This is a genomic window from Parabacteroides sp. AF14-59 (assembly GCF_003479515.1).
GTDB lineage: Bacteria > Bacteroidota > Bacteroidia > Bacteroidales > Tannerellaceae > Parabacteroides > Parabacteroides faecis.
On sequence record NZ_QUHH01000001.1, the window covers coordinates 361,322 to 380,080 of the forward strand.

The 18,759-nt window shown below is 41.5% G+C and carries 13 protein-coding genes; 2 read left to right on the plus strand and 11 right to left on the minus strand.

Features of this window, described 5'->3' with window-relative positions; translation table 11 throughout:
* The first annotated feature begins 615 nt into the window (after nt 1–615).
* Nucleotides 616–1,029, plus strand: coding sequence for a hypothetical protein (locus DWW23_RS01540; protein WP_122351519.1), 414 nt, complete (start codon nt 616–618; stop codon nt 1,027–1,029).
* Between the two features lie 16 nt (nt 1,030–1,045).
* Here DWW23_RS01540 and DWW23_RS01545 read toward each other — a convergent pair whose 3' ends face one another.
* From DWW23_RS01545 to DWW23_RS01555, 3 genes are all read right to left on the minus strand, one after another.
* Nucleotides 1,046–1,441: an ACT domain-containing protein gene (locus DWW23_RS01545; protein WP_122351520.1), complete on the minus strand. Its 396-nt coding sequence runs from the start codon at nt 1,439–1,441 to the stop codon at nt 1,046–1,048.
* A 183-nt stretch (nt 1,442–1,624) separates the two neighbouring features.
* Nucleotides 1,625–1,786 (minus strand): type II toxin-antitoxin system RelE/ParE family toxin, encoded by a 162-nt coding sequence (locus tag DWW23_RS01550; protein WP_122351521.1) that lies wholly within the window; start codon nt 1,784–1,786, stop codon nt 1,625–1,627.
* Nucleotides 1,777–2,040, minus strand: a complete 264-nt coding sequence (locus DWW23_RS01555) for a hypothetical protein (RefSeq protein WP_122351522.1) — start codon at nt 2,038–2,040, stop codon at nt 1,777–1,779. Before DWW23_RS01555 ends, DWW23_RS01550 begins: the two co-directional genes overlap by 10 nt.
* Before the next feature lie 195 nt (nt 2,041–2,235).
* Between DWW23_RS01555 and DWW23_RS01560 the strand changes: the two genes are divergently transcribed.
* On the plus strand, nt 2,236–4,476 hold the full coding sequence (locus tag DWW23_RS01560) for a S41 family peptidase (RefSeq protein WP_122351523.1): 2,241 nt from the start codon (nt 2,236–2,238) through the stop codon (nt 4,474–4,476).
* 18 nt (nt 4,477–4,494) lie between these two features.
* On the opposite strand, the gene DWW23_RS01565 is transcribed toward DWW23_RS01560, so the two are convergent.
* The 8 genes from DWW23_RS01565 to DWW23_RS01600 all read right to left on the minus strand — a co-directional run bounded on the left by DWW23_RS01565 (nt 4,495) and on the right by DWW23_RS01600 (nt 18,754).
* Nucleotides 4,495–7,395: a glycoside hydrolase family 2 TIM barrel-domain containing protein gene (locus DWW23_RS01565; protein WP_122351524.1), complete on the minus strand. Its 2,901-nt coding sequence runs from the start codon at nt 7,393–7,395 to the stop codon at nt 4,495–4,497.
* Between the two features lie 278 nt (nt 7,396–7,673).
* The gene (locus tag DWW23_RS01570; RefSeq protein ID WP_122351525.1) at nt 7,674–8,213 is read right to left on the minus strand and encodes a hypothetical protein; all 540 of its coding nucleotides are present in this window, start codon (nt 8,211–8,213) and stop codon (nt 7,674–7,676) included.
* A gap of 33 nt (nt 8,214–8,246) precedes the next feature.
* Nucleotides 8,247–10,124, minus strand: coding sequence for a RagB/SusD family nutrient uptake outer membrane protein (locus DWW23_RS01575; RefSeq protein ID WP_122351526.1), 1,878 nt, complete (start codon nt 10,122–10,124; stop codon nt 8,247–8,249).
* A 21-nt stretch (nt 10,125–10,145) separates the two neighbouring features.
* Complete coding sequence (locus tag DWW23_RS01580; RefSeq protein ID WP_122351527.1) at nt 10,146–13,277, minus strand: TonB-dependent receptor; 3,132 nt, start codon at nt 13,275–13,277, stop codon at nt 10,146–10,148.
* 332 nt (nt 13,278–13,609) lie between these two features.
* On the minus strand, nt 13,610–13,834 hold the full coding sequence (locus DWW23_RS01585) for a DUF2007 domain-containing protein (RefSeq protein WP_122351528.1): 225 nt from the start codon (nt 13,832–13,834) through the stop codon (nt 13,610–13,612).
* An 89-nt stretch (nt 13,835–13,923) separates the two neighbouring features.
* Nucleotides 13,924–15,447, minus strand: a complete 1,524-nt coding sequence (locus DWW23_RS01590) for an arylsulfatase (protein ID WP_370449228.1) — start codon at nt 15,445–15,447, stop codon at nt 13,924–13,926.
* A 32-nt stretch (nt 15,448–15,479) separates the two neighbouring features.
* Nucleotides 15,480–16,853 (minus strand): glycoside hydrolase family 27 protein, encoded by a 1,374-nt coding sequence (locus DWW23_RS01595; protein ID WP_158583144.1) that lies wholly within the window; start codon nt 16,851–16,853, stop codon nt 15,480–15,482.
* Nucleotides 16,854–16,933: 80 nt separating this feature from the next.
* The gene (locus DWW23_RS01600) at nt 16,934–18,754 is read right to left on the minus strand and encodes a RagB/SusD family nutrient uptake outer membrane protein (protein ID WP_122351674.1); all 1,821 of its coding nucleotides are present in this window, start codon (nt 18,752–18,754) and stop codon (nt 16,934–16,936) included.
* Nucleotides 18,755–18,759 lie beyond the last annotated feature (5 nt).

Consider the following 18,759-nt stretch of genomic DNA (forward strand, 5'->3'; position numbering starts at 1 on the left):
ATTCCTTATATTATATATAATAAATATCTTATTCTTTAAAATAAAATATAAAGATACCAACATTTTTTTTTGAAAAAACAGAATATGCATCCTTTAAATCAATTGTAAAGATATAAAACACATTACAAAGACAACGTTGTTTCTTTGATTATTTCACTTCACATCTTATAAATCTTCAATAGAAGCCTTATCTTTGCCATATTAAACATACATTTAATATGTGGGGTAAATATTTTTTGTCTACAACTTTTCCTTATAGACGGTTCCGTACCCCCGTGGAGAGCATTAATGTGCCTCCAGCATCTTAGATGTGTTGAGTAACGGGAAAGGCGGAACCGTTTTTTTATTTCTCAAGGCAATTGTTTTAATTATTTCTTCTGTATTCCTTGTATTTTCTATAAAAGCGTTATATTTGCATTGAACAACACATAACTAGAATGCAGGAAACCTGCTTCTGATCGGTTGCAGGCATTTTTTTGCCTGCAACTTTTTCCCATAGGCGGTTCCGTACCCCCGTGGAGAGCATTAATGTGCCTCCAGCATTCTAGGAATGTGTTGTTCAACGGGAAAGGCGGAACCGTTTTTTTCCACCTGTGCTTTAAAGAAAATACTACCATGAATGAAGCAGAAAACACATTGACACTCCCGAAAGAAATCTCCAGTGAAGTCTTTTTCAAAGAAGAAGCCCGCCGTATACGGGAAGCATTCAACAGCAAAAGTAATGAGCTGGACCTCGAGTATCTCCGTCACCAGTTGAAATGTATGAAAAGTCTGGCAACAAGCCTTGAACTTCCGTGGGATCGCTTTATTCCCATCCTCTTTCGTAGTCTTACCCTCTACATGCAACAACCGGACATAAATATAAACAAACGAAAAATGGCCCAGTTAACTGCACAATTAATTGATTGTATCACTTATCTGTCACAAAACGGACGGGAGATTAATGCTCTGGCTGTTTATTTCGACCACCAGATCAATGATCTCGATAACCTACTGGCGAAAAAAGAGGAACAACAGGTTAGTTCATAAGCAGTACCTTTTTTTACTATTGCAGTTCATGAATGGCCATTAAAGCTTGTGTGGCTTTTTCTTCAGGCACAAAAATATGGTCATGATAATAGGCGGCAACAACATTGGCACTGATATTCTTTTCTGCCAGTTTTGCCGAGAATGCAGCAGTCAATCCAACGGCATCTAAACTTGAATGAACATTCAAGGAAATAAGGCTGTAGACAGATTCATAGTTGATATGACTATCTACAGCCTGCTGTTTCGTTATGATTAATGTCAGTCCCTCTTTTTCATGAAAAAAACCTATCGGATTCAAACGGCAGATGTCGTCATTATTTAATTCAGGGAAAGTGCAAAAAATAAAACTACGTTCATCCAACACTGGATCTACATTCGCTAATAATGTCTGCAATTCTTTAATACCTGTCATAATGTATTGATTTTAAATTACACAAAGATAACCAATAAATCAGGATTTCACAGAGTAGTAGCCAACGAGAGATAAACCACTAATAATAAAGAGATTAAACATCACATAAATGCTTCAAAAAAATAAGGGACTTTTGAATTCAAAAGTCCCTTATTTTATAATCGAAAGTCCTGTCTTAACATTTCAAAAGACCGGACCTATTTCAGGAAAATTTTCCAATAAAGCTATATCTTTCTGAATATCTCCCCACGCAACTGAAGCAATTGTATCTCCCCAACACTTTCTGATAAAAAGGAGTAAATCAAGGACACTCTCTCTTGCAAAATCAGTCCATACTATTTCCATCCCATCTTCTTATCTACATAATCCTTAACTTCGGTAGTGGAATACATAGGATCATCACCCTCTGCTGCTTTCAATGTATATTCGGCAACAGATTGCATCAAATCATCCGGCATTACATATTCTTTTACTTCAACTTCCTTTTTTGAAGTCAAAACTTCAATGTAATCATAGACTTTTCTAAGCTTATCCTCACTAAGAGTCATCACTTCCCGAAAAATATTTACTTTCAACGTATCCGAATTCATTATATCCATCGCATTATATTTTGGTTACATAATACACAAAGGTAAAAATTATTTAGTTTCTCTCTCATCCTTCATATACTTTTAGCAAAAAATGAACCATACAATAACAAATATTACACATAATTCTCAAAGGCTTATAAACATATATATCACTATTTCCGTATATTTGTAATTGAACAAAGTTACAAACTTAATCAGACTAGCATGAAAAATTCCTCTTTTTTTATTTGTATACTACTCGTATGGATATGCTCTTGTTCACAACAAGGCACACAATCCGATTTGATGTCATTCGACAACAATCCTCGTATAAAAAAGGGCCATTTATCCTCTCTTGAGTTAAATGGTTGGTTTGTCTCCAATGGAAATGCGTCAATCGATTCAGTTGAACTATTCAATGACCGAAAATCATTGAAGTTACAAAACGATCCGGCTGACAGCCTTAAAATATCCCAGGTTTATTATTACGCCAACACCAGAGATATTACCGGCGATTCTATTTATTTTTCCGGAAAATTTAAATACAAAGGAGCCGACAGCACCTCTATCGTTTTCGGTATACAACAAATGGGACAGGATACTATGGCTAATGCCATGACTGAGATAGGGAAACGCTCCGGAGATTCAGAGTGGAATGATTTTACCATTAAAACAGCCATGTCTTCATTGACATCGGGTATCAATTTCTTCGTCTTCACTACCGGAAATATCGAATTGTGGACAAGCAACTGGCAGGCCCAATTAGATAAAAAACCGTTAGGGTCATTTGTCAATCACGAATTTTCAGTAGAAAAAGATAAAGAATTTGATTACGGATCGTCCTTCTGCCTATCCGCCCCGACCACACAAACATATGAAAATCTGGAGGTACTGGGTAAGGTCTGGGGATTCCTGAAATATTACCACCCTGAAGTTGCCCAGGGTAATTACAATTGGGACTACGAATTATTCAGGATATTACCTCAAATAGCCAAAGCTCCCGACAAAGACAAAAAAAATAAATTACTGAATGAATGGATCGACAAATACGGAAAGATAACCCAAACTGTCTCCTACGCAATAGAAGATTCCAGTAAATATTCACGTATCATCGATACGGACTGGATAAACGACGAAAATTTATTCGATGCCCCATTAATATCCAAATTGAATACAATCAAGAATGCAAAACGCAATCTTAAATTCAATTACTATCTGATCCCTTATCAAAGTGGCGGATCTTCTTTATTCGACCGTGAAAAAGAATATCCTCTGATTCCCTGGAAAGACCAAGGTTACCGTATCCTGACTTTATACAGGTTATGGAATGCCGTTGAATATTGTTTTCCATATACAGAAATGACAGATAAACCGTGGGATACATTACTGGGGAAATTCCTTCCCAGATTCGTGTCACCAGTCGATAACGAAGAGTATAAACTGGCTATTCTGGAATTACTCACTTGCATTAACGATTCACATGGTTTCGTTTATGTACCCAGAGAGGACTTGGAAAAAACAATTTTGAAAAGACAATCCGACAGTTTTGTAGTCCCCGTTACATTAACAGAGTCGAAAAGCGGTGACATCGTAGTCAGGGATACACGGACATTCGAGTTGGAAAGAGGAGACATTATTCGTACGATCGATGGTGAGGATGTAAAAAAGATTATAACAGATCTTAGTCCGTACGTCCCCGCCTCCAACCATCCGACATTGGTCAGAAACGTATTGCCCTGGTTACTGCGGACCGATACAGGATATATGAATATCACTTGTATCCGCAACGGAAAAGAAATACAGATAGATATCAAAAACTTCGGACAAAACAGGCGTAGACAGCCCCATGAACTCAGCGACATGAAATGGCCGAAAGATTACAATCTGTCAGCCAAAAAAATTATATATATAGATGTGTCGACGGCAGAAAGCGATGCCATTACCGATATGATTCAAAACAATAAGAATGCGAAAGGCGTAATACTCGACATGCGAAAATATCCTTCCATGGCGGCTTACGGTACTTTACCCAATTTACTGCTTCCTGCTCCGCAAGAATTCATGTGGTTTTCATTTAACCGGAATGAAGCTCCGGGCAACTATAAATTATGTTCGATAGCAAAAGCAGGCTCCGATAATCCCGACTATTTCAAAGGGAAAGTAGCCATTCTGGTAAATGAAGGAACTCAAAGTCATGGAGAGTTTTCCTCCATGGCTTATCGCAAAGCTCCGCAAAGTGCCATTATCGGCAGCACGACAGCCGGAGCAGACGGCAATATCGGAAGTTTTTATCTGCCAGGTAAAGCCACCTGTATCTACACCGCTTTGGGAGCTTATTACCCGAACTGGGAACAATGCCAGCGCAAAGGCGTTAAGATAGACATCGAAGTCCGCCCGACAAACCAGGAGATCCGTAACGGACAAGATGTATGGATCGAAAAAGCAATTGAATATATATTAAAATAAACAGGCCTATGGATATAGCTAAAATGCCAGTTTAACAACTCCTTCTACCTTATCCCCCCTTTTGAGTGGCCTGTATCCCTTTTCTGCATGAGGAATCAGGAAGTTCTCTCTTCCCGGATTATTATAACCGGCCACCAATAAACGGGTGGCCTCTTTTTCTATCCAGGGGCGGACATGTTGCGTACCATCGGAAATGATGGTAACAGAATTGCCTTCCTTACTCTTCAAACCTACCCGGTAGATATTCTCTTTGGTAGAACGAAACAAATTTGAACCCGCTGCCGTCTGATCGTATGACCAGGGTTTCAATGGTTGTTTGGATGGCCCGGCCAATCCGGATACCGGTAAAGATTTATCAAAAGCCTCGGCCTCTCCTTTCAGGGCATCTATATTATCTTCGGGATACACAGTCCAATACCCTTTACGCTCCCAATCCAAATGAGTGAAAGAAGAAGGCAGCGTGAAAACCAATCCGGTTTGCCGGGGTGAAATATCCTGAAGCATCGTAAAATCATAAGTAAAAGTGACTTCACCATTCTTATGGAAACGATATTCCAATACACCTTCTGCTTCTTTATAATTTCCTTTCACCTTTACGGAAACAACCTCTTCGCCGGGTACAAAAGTAACCGACTGGGCCAGCCAATCCTCGCAAACGGGATTATAAGGCTCAAACTTCTGATCCTTTCCTACCATCTGAATTCCTTCGCCTTCTCCGTTCAAAGGTAACACCATCAATGAAGGAGACTGATGCAAAACAGTCTTTCCGTTACATTCGGCCGATAACAAACCGGTTCGTCTGTTTATAGAAAAATGTCCTTTGCCGGATTGTATTTCGATCGCATCCGGTCCTTCCTGCCAGGAAAGAGTTCCGGTCTGATCCGGTGTCTGTTCTTTCAATTGTTCAGGTAAGATGCGGAAACGATATTCATCGATGACAAAACCGCGAACACCAGTCACCGCCAGTTCCATGATCTCCGCATTACACAATTCTTCCGGTAAACGGACCTCTATATCGCCTTCAGTACGGGGAGCTATATCCGCAGTGATCTTACCGCTCTTCTTTCCTACTTTCCATTCAATGGAACATTCGGAAAGGTTACTGAAATTATGACGGTTCTCCACATGGAAACGGACAATGCCGTCGGCCGTCATATTACCTTTCTGCATTATCTTAACCGGACTGAAGGCTTTCTTCATTCCCCAATATTCCGGTTTTTCACGTCGCCATCCGTCTATCGGTCCCCAGGTTCCGTAACCGACCGCCTTTTCTCCCGGCAGGAAGAAAGTATCGTCGATACCCGCCCATATCGCACCACCCAAAACACCCTGGCTATGGTACATATCATTCCACATCCGGTCCAGCAACGGTCCCCACATCGAACGAAGTCCCGGATCGGCAGCCAACTCCAAGCGGTTATAAGCATTCAGGTGGCAAAACTCATCGAATGTGACAGGACGTTTGCTATTACGGTATTTATCCGGTCCGGTAGGTCCGGGATAGTGATGATTGGTCACTTCCAGTTCCCCGTTATCCGCATCCGGTCCCCACTGGCTAAAGATACGGGGACGGGTGGGGTCTATAATCTTCACGACTTCCGACGCCTTTTTGAAATATTCGGTAAACAAGGTCGACTCATTTCCCATCGACCACATGATGACGGAAGGATGGCTCCGGTTCAGGTTGACCATTTCCACGTGCTGATTTACCAGAACGACATCGTGCTTGTCGTCCGATACTTTGGTATTATGTGCCCAACAGAAAGGGGCCTCCACTTCTACCAACATACCCAGTTCGTCGCAAGCCTCCAGCAAAGCCTCATCCGGCGGATAGTGGGAAGTACGGATATAATTCACATTGCCGCGGCGGAACAACTCGACATCCCGGCGCCATATATCCCCATTTACCGAACGTCCGCGTAACGGCATTACCTCATGGCGGCAAACACCCCGAAGCTTCACCGGCATATTATTTACATACATCTGATTACCTCGTACCTCTATCTGACGGAAACCGATACGGCGGGTAGTCTCATGCAATATTTGTTTCCCGCTCTTTAACTGGCAGGTGAAAGTGTACAGAACAGGATGTTCCGAATCCCATTTATCCGGTTCCGTAACAGGAAATGAAAGCGTCATCTTCTCAGATGTCCCCACCCTGACAACACCGACCGGAGTTGTATTTTGTTTTAACGGGATCTCCTTTCCGTTTCTATCTTTCAAAATGAAATGAAGGGACAATCCTTTAGCTGTATCCGAAGATTCGTTCATAACCTCTACTTCTGCCTTTAGCGTAGCATCCGTATAAGTCGAATCGAATAAAGTCGCAGCATGGAACATCGACAAATTCACTTCCGGCAATGTAAACAGATACAGACCGCGCGTAATCCCTCCCAACGGGTGTACGGCATACTGAGATCCGCTCGACGTGGAATCCGCCAGGCTCTCCGATATGACTGAAACTGCTATCCTGTTCTCTTTTCCGGCTTCTATCAATCCGGTCACATCCAGTTCGAAAGCAGTAAAACCACCCAAATGGGAACCCGCCTCCTTACCGTTTATAAAAATCCGGCTGTCGCTGTATATCCCGTTACAACGTAACTTGATCCGTTGTCCGCTCCAGGAAGCAGGGACAGTAAATGTCCGGAAATAACCGGCAGGCTTCCCTTTCTCCACTTCAAATCCCTGCATTACCCATTCACCGGGAACTTCTATGCTTTTCCAACCTGAAACATTCCCTTTATTCCAGAATTCACTTTCCGGTGAAGGATTGAACAACCAACTTCCTGCCAAAGAAACTTTCTGTTTCTCTATCTTCGCAGGTAAAGGGGAAAGGCGTGGAACGATAAAATCATTCGCGAAAACCGATGGTAAGAATAAAATCGAAATCATCAGGAAAAATAGTATCCTTACTTTCATAATGTATTTGTGTTTTAATAAGATTGATAATCTTCTCTACATACGCAAATTAACGATAATTATTCTTATGCTTTTCCTCTTTGTCAAAACAAAAAAAACTTCAAATCGGAACCTTCACAAACATAATGTATAAAATTAGGAACTAAAAAGTTTCGTACCACACACAGGAAACAACCGTTATACAGAAATGCCGGGAATCAGTCAGCTATACCAGCTACCGATTCCCGGCTGTATTTTAGAAATAAGATCAAAAATAAATCTTCAAACGCAGCTCATTTTCAGAAGTCCTTAACAGTTTTCAGGATATAGTCCTGATAAGAACCGTCTGCAGCTGTTACACGGTAAAAACGATCCTGAGAAAAATCGCCGGGAGCTCCCAGCCTGGGAGCCTCATCCAAAGGTGAAATGGTTGCGGCATCCGAAATAGAGACATACACCCACAACTTTGTCAAACCGTCTTGCGCAATCTGCTCCTTAAACATATCATACAACATCTCCTTCGTCACAGAGCCAGACGGACCTGCCTTCTGGATACTGTTCAGGCTATGGCTTAAAGTCGTTTTGAAACCAGTCTTGCCATTTTCCTCAACCGCTTCCATCTTTTTATTAAATATCACCTCACAAACACGGCCTTCTTCTATTTCCTGGTTAGCAGTTCCTTTCTGGATCGTATCATTATATAAGAAACGATAAGAATAGTCGACATTCGTCATTACCTTATCCGACGAATTTTCCAGGTCTTGCAAATTGTGATACAGGCAACTGTTCATAACGAACATCAGCAAACATCCGATCAATATATTATAAACTCTTTTCATTGTACTTGTTTTTTTAGTTACTATTTTACATGATCATTCCCATCCCGGATTCTGTTCGACTCCCGCTTTCAGGCAGAATTTACGGTTCAAGGGGACTAAATAACGTTTCGGTGTGAACCGGGCCTCTCCTATCGCATTATTAACAGTAAAGAAATTGTAGGTCTGCCCGTCACGTGAGATACGGATACCACGCAACGAACCTGTCAATTCAGGGATAATAAAACCTCCGGTTGCATAAGTACCATTACCGACACCACCACTCTGACGCATTCCCCAGCGCAGTAAAGACCAGTAACGATCGTTACATTCATACACCATTTCCACATTCCGCTCACGTTTGTAAGCCTCGAAGAGCGGATCGTTCCAACCATTTCCACTTTTCGAATTAAGGTATTGCGCCGCTTTTTCCGCACTGAATCCACCATGCTTCACCATTGTCGGAATCATATATTTCCGTGCATTGGCAAAATCTCCCTTCATCAGATAAGCCTCTGCCATATTCAGATAAGCTTCGCCATAACGTAATACTGAATAGCAATAGTCCAATTTCTGTGATCCCGGATCAGGTAAAGAAACCACATGATCGTAATGATACTTCACCATCGCATAGCCGGTCGAAGAATTATAATTATCCAGATCACCTGCCCTGCGTCCATATTCATCTTCCGCACCAGCATTTATCGGGCTGTTCGAGTTTGAACAGTTTCCGTCACGACGGAAGAATATACGTTCCTGTCCGTTGAAATACAGACAACTGTCATACAAGATAGTCGTATAAAAACGTAAATCCCTCTTCTTATCTTTACTGAAATACATTTTCTCATCCACATTGGAACCAGTCTGTACATAAGAAGCATCTTCCCAGTATTTGACGGAGCCGTCCACATCTTCAACCAGATAATCATCGACCAGATCCTGGGTAGGCCATGAACCGCCATCCATTCCCCAATAGTTCATCGTTGCGTGGATAGGATAATTCTTTTTAGCATACTCCGAAATATTACCGGCATGCCATAATCCCTGGTACTGCATAGGTGTATCATGTAAAGAAGTATTCAATTTCAAACGTTCCACAACCAGTATCTGTTCCTGTGAAGCAATAGCAGTTTCATAAGAACGGAACATGTCATAATAAGGGCTTAACCGGCTGCCGTCGACATCCAGTCCCAAAGCCGTACCGGCAGCTATCACCTTATCATAATATTCACTCTGCGCCGTTCCTCCGTCCACATAAGCGGCTGCCTGGTTCGCAACACGCATTAACAAAGCATAAGCGGCTGTACTGCTCGCACGTCCTCTGGCTACTTCACCGGTAGTCGGCAACGCGTTTGCCGCATCTTGCAAATCCTTAATAATAAAGTCGTAAGTGTCTTTAATGGAAGAACGAGGTATCTGCAGATCATCTTCCACAGACAATACGCGGTCTATGATCTGTAAACCGCCATACTGACGGGCAAACAGGAAATAATGGGCTGCACGTAAAAACTTCAACTCACCGATCGTACGACTCTTAAACTCATCCGAGAAGATCGCACTTGCAGAAATCTCATCGATAGCAGTATGGATACGCCATAAGACGCTGTAATCTAGCCATTCATAATTATCATCCGCCGTAACTCCTTCCGAACGGTCTCTCGACCAGTAGGAGCTATTCAAGGTTCCCGTCATGGCATTCTTGGTAGAACTTTCGGAATGACATGAATAACGATGGCCGTAAGCACCCAGCCATAAACTTTTTTGCAGTACAGTGGAATAAATGGAATAGACATAAGACTCAGCCAATGTCTCACTGGTCCATGTATCGTCTCCTATGATCTTGTCATACGGTCTCGTATCGAGAAAATCCGAACATGATGTAGTTGTAAAAGCAAGGCATAAAGAAACAATGCCTGTATATAATATTTTTTTCATGATTTACTCTTTTATCTATTATTAAAATCCTAATTGAAATCCCACAGAATATGTACGCATCATCGGGTAAGCATATCCATCGAAGTTAGATGCTTCGGGATCGGCATATTTTACCGACGGTCCGATAGCGAATAAATTCACACCGGAAGCAAATACCGTCATATTCTGCAGCCAGGAAAGATTTCTCAAAGCGGCATATTTCAAATCGTATGAGATTGTCAACGATTTCAAACGTACATAATTGGAATTACGAGCCCAGAAATCAGAGGCAACATAGTTATTATTTTCATTCAACGAAGTATTACCAGGGCGTGGGAAAGCGGCATTCGTATTGGTTGGTGACCAGGTATCAAGCTGATAAGTGAAATCCAGGCGTCGTTCACCCTCCTGCGCCATAGCGACATTACTCATATAAGTTTGCCGACGACCCGTTCCCTGAATATTAGCCAACACACTCAATCCTTTCCAATCAGCTGACAGATCGATACCGAAAACAAAACGCGGACTTGCATTATGTCCGTATTTCCGTTGGTCCTGATTGGTAATCTGACCGTCACCATTGACATCAGCATACCACAGGTCACCCGGACGCAGGTCTTTCGAGTTGATACGTTTCGGATTATTCAAAACATCTTCAGGCGTCATATAAAACTGTGTACCGATAAAACCCGTACCAAGATATCCGAGTTTATACCCCTGTTCACGGGTATAAGGATTCGACAAGGTTACTTTATCTTCATTGGTGATCGCTTTGATGGAACGGTACCAGGTAAAGTTAAAACCGGCAGAGAAATTAAAATCCCCGACCTTATCCGAATATTTTACAAAACCGTCCAATCCTTCCGAACGGTCTTCCGCATCAGAGACGATCAAAGGCAAATCGTAACCGATCGGATCGGTGTATTCATATTTGGGAGCTACCAGATATCCTTTCGTACGTTCATAGAACCAGTCGAATGATCCTTCCAGCTTGTTTCCCAAAGTGGCGAAATCGAAACCGACATCTGTCTTATCACGTTTATACCATGTCATATTAATACTCGGAGTTGCACCCGGAGTAATAGAATTGACCAAACTACCGCCAATCACATACGCATTGGAGTTATAGTTAAAAGTGGTCAGGTAGGCATAGTCATCATGTTTGGCTCCGTTCAGACCAATCTCCCCATACGAACCACGCACCTTGAAATAGTCAAATATCCCTAGTTCCTTCACAGGAGAAAAGAATTCTTCTTCCGAAATAGCCCATCCTAAAGAACCGGAAGGAAAAAATCCGAACCTGTTTCCTTTGGGAAAACAATCGGAGCCGTCATAACGACCGGAAAATTCCACCATATAACGATTATCATAGTCATAACGAAGGCGACCTACATATCCCATCGAAGCCTGCTCACTCTCTTTGTTACTTGCCGTTATACTGGAAGCATCACCATTCTGTATCTGATGGATCGTCGACAAATAAAACGTATTTGATCCTGCACTGAGCGAAGTACCATGATAATATTGACGGTTATGTACCAAAGTCAGTAATACATTATGTTTATCGTTGAACGTGTTTTTATAATCGACACGTACGTTGAAATCATATCTGTTATGCTGATAGGAAGAGCGGGTCATACTGATGTTGGAAGGATCTTCCAGTGTTGCATTCCCATCGGCATCATAATAAGTCGCATTTTCATACCAGTCTGCCCGGTCTTGCGACTCGATATTATAGTTACCGTCAAAACCCAATTTCAACCCTTTCACCCAGGGTACAGCCCACTCCAGGTTCACCGCCAACTGATTATAAACAGTACGATACTTGATTTCACCCGGGCCATCCAGCTGCAAAGCCGGATTGTCAAATTGATTGGAGACCGTACCATCCTCATTGTAGGGTCTTTCAAAAGGAGTCCTGTCTTTTAAACGGGAATAAAGGGTATACGCACTGGCACTCGGATAAAGTTCATCCCGCACGGTACCGTTCACATTTAACCCGACAGTCAAGCCTATTTCGTCAAAGTTACTACTGATATTCGTCCTGTAATTATAACGGTCATAGTTCAGTTTATCGGCTTTGTAAATACCTTTTTGTCCCAAATAGTTCAAACTTCCGAAATACTTCAGTTTGTCATTACCGCCGCTGATCGACACCGTATGTTCGTTCTGGGGGGTATAATTACGCAACAGTGCATTTTCCCAATTCGTGTATGAGCCTACATTTGCTGCAATCTCTGCCATTTCTTCCGGGGTTCTGAACGAATTGAGGCCATTTCCCAAAGATTGATTCAGTTTGTTGATTGCCGTTGCATATTCATAGGCATTCATCCGTTCCGATGGATAAGAAGGTGTATTGAAGGCAAAATTCGCCTGGTAGTTTACACTCAGTTTCCCTGCTTTTCCCTGTTTGGTTGTGACTACAATGACTCCGTTACCGGCATTCATACCATAAACAGCTGTAGAAGCCGCATCCTTCAATACGGTCATCGATTCGATATCCGATTTGTTCAATGCCATGAAACGGCCGCTTGAAGAAACAAATCCGTCGATTACATACAACGGATCTCCATTTCCACGTATGGAGACACTAGCTCCGTTCTGCCCCGGTTCTGCAGATCCCTGCTGCACGATCACTCCGGGCACACGTCCCTGCAAAGTCGATCCCATATCGGAAAAAGGTACTTCTAAAACCTTCGTATTATCGACCGAAGCCAACGCTGCCGTATTTTTCCGAACACTGGTCGAACCGTAACCTACAACAATCACTTCATCCAGTTTTTGAGTATCTTCCCGAAGTGTAACTTGAAAAGAAGATTTATTACCTACCGGTACCGACTGAGTTAAATAACCTATATAAGAAATTTCGAGAACAGCCCCTTCCGGAACTTCCAAAGAGAATCGTCCATCTATATCCGTTATGCTACCATTTGTAGTACCTTTTTGAACTACATTGGCCCCAATAACAGGCTCACCGGTTTCATCGACAATCGTTCCTGTAACTTTCTTCCCCTTTTTCTGATCTAAACTATTATTCAACTCGGTAGTAACCGAGTTGAACTGATCATGATCAGTTCCGGCATAAATATGACTTGAGAAAGGACCTGCGCCTAATAAAGTCGCAATAAACAAGTATCCCCCTCGTTTCCACACACACATTTTTTTGCTTTCCATAATAATAATGCTTTAATGAAAACTACTTTACACAATGCTTTAATTTGATAATGTTTTACGATTACAAAGTAAGTTATGTTCTCATTATCAGCGGGTATTATACTTATGGCAAGAACTTTTAAATACGGAACGGATTTCTAAAAAATGTATCAAAATAGGAACAGAACAAAATATTCAATGTAAACTTCTTTATCGACGCAACAGGTGCAAAAGAGTAAAAAATCAATGATGATGCAGAATTACATAATTAAGTAAAAACAAATACTTAAAATAAAAGTCGGGGATGAACTTAATCACACCCGACTTATATTTACAGAGCAATAGCTACTCTTTTATTCTTTTCCCACTAATTCAGGGAATGCTTGCGTCAGTATTTCTTTTGCCTTTTCATAATCCTTCTCCATCACATATATCTCTATCTGAAAACCAGGGATATTCAGTACGGAAGAAATGATCTCATTTTTCAGAAAAGACTCGATACCGTCATTTCTCAACAAATCCGACAACAGAGTTGCCTGGAAATCGTTATCTAATGTTGCCAAATAAACTGTTTCCATACCTTTATAAATTTAGGGTTTCTTATTTCTCAAAGATATGCTTTTTTCTTTAGAAAAACAAGCTTTTCTCCCGTAATCTAATGTATAACTTACATCCTGAAAATCTCCAAGGAAGACTCCTCATGAGCTTCTTTCATCCGGTCTCTCATTTGTTCCACTATATCCGGATGTTCGGAAGCAACATTGACCAGTTCATTCGGATCATTTTCCAGATCAAATAACAGGAGATTTCCTTCTCCCTCTTTTTTAATGTTAAGTATCAACCCTTTCCATTTTCCCATACGGATAGCTTTCATTCCCTGCCCTTCCGGAAATTCCCAATAAAGATAGTCATGTTCTTGTTGCTCCTTACCTAACAATTCCGGGACAAAACTAATTCCATCCGTACGTGGAGCACCTATTCCCGCCAATTCACAAAGAGTAGGCATTACATCCCACGAAGCACAAACATGATTGCTGACAGTCTTTCCTTTAATGCTCCCTTCCCAGGTAACGATTAAAGGTACACGAATTCCTCCTTCACGCAGGAAACATTTACCCCATCCATATTCAGATTCAAAAGGTTTGGCACTATCAAACCAGGGGGAATCCGAACCACCGTTGAATGTAGGACCATTATCGCTGGTAAACATGATTACCGTATTATCATATAGGCCGAGTTCTTTCAACTTATCGATAAGTCCGCCAATCTGCTCATCCCAATAACTGATCATAGCCGCATAGGTTGCATGCGGATAACGACAAGGGAAGTATCCCTGCTTACCCTTATAAGGCTCTTCTTCTCCAAATTTATCGACATAATATTTTACCCATTTCTCCGGAGCCTGCAAAGGGACATGTGGCAACGGAGAAGTCCATGCCAAATAGAAAGTCGTATCTTTGTTGTTCTCTACGAATTTCAATATTTCATCATACATCGGATCACAACTGTAGACTTCTTTTGTATACTTCGCATAACTATCTTCGCTATAAATATCCGCACCCTTATCCAGCATCGTATTAGGGACCAGCAACTCGTTCGGTAAATATTCACGCGCTTCATTCCGATAGAGAAAAGGAGGATAATAAGTATGCGCCTGTCGCTGACAATTATATCCGTAAAAGAAATCAAACCCCATTTTATTGGGCGCTCCCTCCGACCCCGGATAGCCTAGTCCCCATTTACCGATACAACCGGTTACATAACCGGCTTGTTTCAATACAGAAGGAATCGTCACTGTACCAGCAGGTAAAGGACGTTGCCCTTCCAATGTGGAATCAGCCAACATAGCATGATGATCTCCGACAGCTCCCCTTTCCGACATCTCATCATTACCTCTGATATAAGCATGGCCGGAATGTAATCCGGTAAATGTAACACAACGGGACGGAGCGGAAACCGGAGAACCGGAGTAATTCTGCATGAAACGCATTCCCCGTTCTGCTAACTTATCTATATTAGGCGTTTCTATTTTTTCCTGTCCGTAACAACCCAATTCGGCATATCCCAAATCATCCGCTAAAATATAAATGATATTAGGCTTTTTAGCTACTTCTGTCTGCTCTTTACATGAAAGCATTAAAGTCACCAGGACAGGTACACAAATATATTTATTGTACAAAAAATGATTCATCTTTCTTTTATTTGTCATTATTCTTTATGTTGTTATTCATATCGGATAAACAGGACACCATTCCCTGGGATTTCTATCATCTTATCCAGACTTACAGATTTTCTGTCTTCCCATATATTTAAAAGACGATAATCCTTTTCCGGAGCCAACCCCAACTCTTCTTTTACAAATCTCCTGCTCCGAGTCTGTTGAGTACGATTAAAAATACCGATCCATCCGGCTTGCCGGTCTCTTTCTTTTACAGTCCAAACTTCAATGCCATTCTCTTCACAGATTAGGTTGCCCATTACCCCGTTTTGATTACAGGCAAGCATATCCTTGTTTGTTAACAAACGAAGAGTAAAATCATCGATGGATACTATACTTCCTCCGTAAAATAACGGGGAGGCAGCCATCGAACGTTGGGTTATAAATGTATATTTCTGAGATTCATTCAGTTCGCTCCAACGATGGGTACCACGTCCGGCCAATGCTATTTCTTTCTGGTCTTTCGTCTTCCGGTCAGGAGGAGACATCAGTTGCAACTCACCAAACGGAATCATATCCAAATCCGGCCAAAAACCAGGTTCTTCTTTTCCTTGCCAGCGTTTCCACGCATCAAAAGAAAGATCGATGCTATGTTGCGTATCCCAAATATCTGCAGTAACCCGCAACATATTGGCTTTCCGTAAAGCCGGCAAATCTTTCTTTTCTACCTTATCACCAGGAGAAAGGCTTAAAACGATGGGACGACCACATTGCTCAATAGCTTTCACAATTGCTTCCACTTCTCTCGGATAAGGAACAATATCATCATACTTTATGAAATCGACACCCCACCCCGCCAACTGTCTGATCAGATTATTATAATACGCCTGTGCTCCGGGTTTATCCATATCAATTCCATAATTATAAGTACACCAGGAACAAACATTCAAAGTGTCGGCTATATCTGCCGCCCGAAATTCCGTTCCTTTTACCGGAGTATTCAAAAGTACAGCCTTACGGGGAATCCCCCGCATCAAATGTAAACCGAACTTTAGCCCTTTGGCATGACAACTATCGATGAGACTCTTAAAGCCATTCGGAAAGTATGTCTTGGAAGGTTCAAACAACCCATATTCATTGATCTGAATATCCGATGCATGCCGCTCAACAGAAAAATGAGTATTCTCCTCCAACTCATATTCCCCAAACCAGCCATTATCGATCACAAAATAGACATACCCATAGGGTTTTAATTTTGTATTCATCGCTTCCAGGTTTGCAAAAGCTACTGCTTCATAACAATAAACTCCATAAGAATTGAAACTATTCCATCCCATGGGAGGTTTATCTGCCAACAGCGCTGTCTGTGCCTGTGCCATTGAATGCATGAACAGACTCACCCAAAAGAAAAAACAGATAGAGAAACTCTTCATATCCATAAAGATCATATTTAACGATATAGTAAAATCATGTACCAACAGGCCGCCACTTTTTGTGGCAGCCTGCTATACATTACGGATCAATAATCATAACCTGGAGTTTTTCCCAAATTCGGATTCTTAGTCAACGCGCTTTGAGGAATCGGATAAACATACATATAATCTTTCCAGCCGAATCCCATGGCTACAGGATCATTGAAGAATTTTATATATCCTTCCGTATCAGTACCTCCTGTTATTTCGAGCTTCGGATAATCAGCTTTTTTTATCCAGGCACCGGTTTGCTGTTTATTTACATATTCACCTTTATGCCAACGCTTCAGGTCGTTCATTCTGAAGCCTTCAGCCATTAACTCCACTCTTCTTTCACGACGGATTTCCCACAACACCGGATCTACAGCCTGGTCGCGCTTCGGATCGAATGAAGCATTTATATCTGAAACTTTCATTAAGGCAACACCTGCCCTCGGACGAAGTTTATTGATTGTCCGGTCAGCTACAGACTGGTCAAACTGCCCCATCTCCCATTTGGCTTCGGCATAATTCAACAGAGCCTCTTCAATTCTGAAAATCGGACAATCCGTTGTATTCTCCAGTTCACCGGCTTTTGCAAAAGAGAATTTATAGATAATATAACCCAATTCAGTCAGGAAGAATCCCGGGCTCGCCTGTTTTCTGAAGTTCGGATTATTCTGGACGATCTCGCCCGTATTCCAGTTTGTTACAGGGAGTGCTTTCACACCTGTACCGCTTCCTCCCTCACTGGTCGTTTCCAGTTTTGTCATCAGATCGATATATTCTCTGTCCTGCGGATCATCGGTATATGTCCAGGTTGTGTTAGGAGTTCCTTTATTTACTTTATAGGGAGGAGTAACCGTATAATACAAGCGTCTGTCCCTGTTCCTGAACTCGTCATACATCGTCTTATCCCCGGCAAAACCGGATTCCGGGTTATAGATAGGTTTCCCATTCGTACATAAATAACTGTTAACCCCATCCTTGCTCATATCATAGAACCAGGAAGAACTTCTGTTATAACGATTCAGCATATGCGTACCATTGGAGGTTGCATAAGCCCTGTATAAAATAACTCCGTCGACACCTCCCAGTTTCTCTGAATTGAATAACAGGTCGTAACGACTACACACATTCGGATAAGCATCTATCAGTTTCTCTGAATATTTTATACATGCATTCAGGTAAACTTCCGCCTCTGATAAATTATGGTATTTACGCCACGTACCTTCATAAAGAGCAAAACGAGATAAAAGTGCTCTCACGACATGTACATTGATTGTATTGCTGCCTTCTCCGTCAGCTTTAATATGTTCTTCCGCCCATATCAAATCATTCAATATATTTTTTGCAACAAGATCCCTTGGATCGCTCTCTCCGTATAGGATATCCGTATCGTTTTCCGTTAAAGTATGCTCAACCCACTGTATGTCGCCAAAAGTAGATAACAACTGATAATAACGTAGAGATCTGAAAAAGAGTCCGACACTTCTCCAATAATCCTTATCTGCCTGACTCATGGAAGATGCTTCAATGTTATCAAGCATTACGTTCGCCTTTCTTATAAAAGCATAATCATAATTAATCATATTCTGGGTTGGAGTCAGACGGTCGAATGCAAAGATCGACTCATTTCCAGCCGAAGAATAAGATAAGTTATCTGAGTTCCTATCCCCTTTGATTATATTGGGATTACTTTCCCCTTTGTAAGAAAATTCATCAAAAATACCATAAAGATTCCATGCATATGTTTTAAAATTATCGTATGTTTTAAAAGCTGTCGCTTCCGTCTGTGATTCGATCGGGAACTTATCCAGATAATCATCACAACTTATAAACAGAGAAGAGACCAGGACAATCGCTCCTATTATTTTTGTTTTTTTCATGACAT